The following is a 3,002-nucleotide window of genomic DNA, read 5'->3' on the forward strand; positions in this document are numbered from 1 at the left end:
CTCTCACCGCCTGGCCCCAACAATGGGAACAAGGGGAACCACCCCCTCTTCTCCTACATCCCCCAAACCGGGCGCGGTCGCCCCCTTTCCAGCCACGAGGCTATCGTCAGCCTCGTCGCCAACACTCCCACCGCCGCCGGCCTTAAGGTGAGGCGCCAACTCGATAACAACGAGTACCCGACCGGCGTGCGGGTGTCCGATGCCGAACTTAATACTGTGCGCTTGGAGCGCTCCGAGTTCCATGGTGATTGGAATTACGCAATACACCCTCAAGAGCAGTTATGAGTTATTTTGTTACGGATCCTTAGGCCATCGCGAAGCGATTTCGTTCTTCTTCTGTGTCAAGGATAATTAGCCTACCCTTTCTCATTAGTTTTTACATATTACCAGGGGCTCCAGCCTTATTTAACTTAGGGCGTTTGTCAGCAATTACCTGCCGTTACCTTTTAATCACCTCGAGAAATGTTCAATTTTTTAGCTGTCTTGAATCCTCTTGCCCATAATCGGTTTCAGCCGGCATCGCTCTTTCCTATCCCTTCGCTCTTAAGCCCAATCTGATTTTCTGGTTTAATTTCTTGCGCATATCGGAAGTTAGAGCATTGTATTTATTAGGAAAATATGGAGGTATAGATTTCTATTGATGGAAAAAAGATCTAATCAAACGGAACTGTACTACTAGTCTGTTCATATTATATGAAAAGACTGTTTTTAGAGGGTGATGAACGAATGGTGTATTATAATCAGAATTATAATTATCCCATCATGTTTACAAAAGCACAGGTGGATATAAGGAATCATATGCGTATGTTATGGGAACAGCATGATGTTTGGACATGGTCAACTATAACAAGCCTGGTATTTGATCTGCCTAATGTGGACGCCGTTGTTGCCAGATTACTTCGTGATCCCGTAGATTTTGAGCATGCGCTGCAACCTTTTTATGGAGAGAGAATTGCTGCGAGATTTCGGGAATTGCTGACGGAGCATCTTGTCATAGCTGCAGATCTTGTCAAGGCGGCAAAAGCCGGTGACAATACGGCAGCGGCAGAAGCAGAAAGAAAATGGTATGCTAATGCTGACGCAATCGCTGTTTTCTTGGGGGAAATTAATCCTTGCTGGTCTCAGGAGCTTTGGAGAAGGATGATGTACCGCCACCTGGAATTGGTTAAAGCGGAAGCAGTTAACATGCTTAACGGGCAGTATGAGGCAAGTATCGCAGCATATGATGAAAATGAGATGCACACTTTAGGAATGGCTGATGTAATGGCTGAGGGTATAATTAAGCAGTTCAATATCTGTTGAGGGATTGGTTTCGCCATACGAAACACACGGGGACGCAAAGCACAGGGGGACGGTTCGAGACCACTGAAAAAGTCTGATAAAAACACAAAAAGCATACCCGTTCATAGTATAATTAAGTTGCACAACCAAATCACACCAGAGGGGGATGCTTTTTATGCTAGTGAAAACCACCTTGAAACAAGGCAGCTTCTACAACATATTATACCAAATGATCCCGGATGATCACATACTCAAACAGATAGATTCTGCGATATCGCTAGACTTTGTTAATGAATTGTTGGCTGATAGGTATTGCAAGAATTTTGGCAGGCCAGCTAAAGAGCCTGAAATGATGATTAGAATCCAGATCTTAAAATATCTATACGACTTATCGGATGAACAATTGATGCAGGATCTGAGCGTAAACCTGGCTTACAAATGGTTTGTAGGGCTTAACCCCGAAGAACCTCTGCCTGAAACCAGCTTACTAACCAAATTCCGCACCCAACGCTTAAGGGAAATCAGCATAGATGATATAATTACCGAAATAGTGCGGCAATGTGTAGAGAGAGGCGTAATCAAAAGCAGTAACGGCATCGCCATAGATACCACCCATATGGAAGCTAATACCGTGAAAAAAGTACCCGAACGCATTATGAAGCAACTAGCCAGGAAGATATTTAAAGCCATGGGTCAAAACGAATATGAAATACCTGATTATACCCAGATAGAAGATCATGTTGAAGCCAAACAAGTTATGAAGAATTACCTGGAAGACCTGATAGACCAAGTTAGTACAGAAAACTCAGAGGCGGTCATCCAGGCAGCTGCCGAAGCTAAGGAAATCTTAGAAAGCGACCTGTTCATAGAACAAAAAGGGATTCGTTCCCTGGTGGACAAAGATGCCCGAGTAGGCTACAAGAGCAAGACCCAATCTTTTTATGGCTACAAGGCGGAATTTTGTCAAACTACTGATGGTGGTTTAATAACCAGCATCGATATAGAAGCTGGTTCCTATGTTGATGGATATAATTTTAAAGACCACCTGGAGAAAATCCAGAAGACCGGAATTACTGTGACTGGTGTGTATGGTGATAAAGCTTACTTTCGTTACGATATCCTTAACTTGATCAAGGAAAACCATGCTGCATCATATATACCGGTAAGCGCCAGCGCCTATAAAATTGATGAAGAATGGTTCAGCTACAACAAGGATAGTGACCAATGGTTTTGTGTTATGGGGAATCAAACAGAGAAAGTAAAGCAAAAAACCCGTAAACGAAAGGGCAAAGAAGAAAAGCATTTGGAATACAGCTTTGAACGCGAGCGCTGTCGCAATTGTCCTCGTCGAAATGAATGCTTAGCCCAACTTTCCCCTCCCCAAGATCATAATTAGCCCAAAACACCCCTCTGGATAAATATGGGTTGGATATAAGCCGCACCATTACTGCATTCATGTATTCATAAACAGTCCAAAAACATCAAAATCACCAATGTAGTACCCTATTTTATTATGCCATTGACACAACAGTGTCTCTGGATTATAATAACAATATGCATATAGCCACTATTACTACAAAAAACAAAAAGACAGGACAAGTTTATATCAACCATAAACTTATCCAGACTATCCGTACGGAAAAAGGGCCGCGTAATAGAATTATTATGTCTTTGGGCCAATTGAATTTACCTAAAGACGATCTGAAAAAGCTGGCCTTTGT

At 42.8% G+C, this 3,002-nt stretch carries 2 protein-coding genes and 1 pseudogene; all 3 read left to right on the forward strand.

The window, feature by feature from the left end; genetic code table 11:
* On the forward strand, window positions 1-285 hold a 285-nt coding region (locus tag DEH07_00430; protein ID HBY03029.1), incomplete at its 5' end, for an ISAzo13 family transposase.
* Window positions 286-804: 519 nt separating this feature from the next.
* Window positions 805-1,302 (forward strand): acetylglutamate kinase, encoded by a 498-nt coding sequence (locus DEH07_00435; GenBank protein HBY03030.1) that lies wholly within the window; start codon window positions 805-807, stop codon window positions 1,300-1,302.
* A gap of 154 nt (window positions 1,303-1,456) precedes the next feature.
* A pseudogene (locus DEH07_00440) lies at window positions 1,457-2,644 on the forward strand (IS1182 family transposase).
* Window positions 2,645-3,002: the final 358 nt, after the last annotated feature.

This window comes from Desulfotomaculum sp., assembly GCA_003513005.1.
GTDB lineage: Bacteria > Bacillota > Desulfotomaculia > Desulfotomaculales > Nap2-2B > 46-80.

Coding starts and splice junctions, on each gene's coding strand:
- DEH07_00435 (HBY03030.1), top strand. CDS start 805: ATGTTATGGGAACAGCATGATGTTTGGACATGGTCAACTATAACAAGC.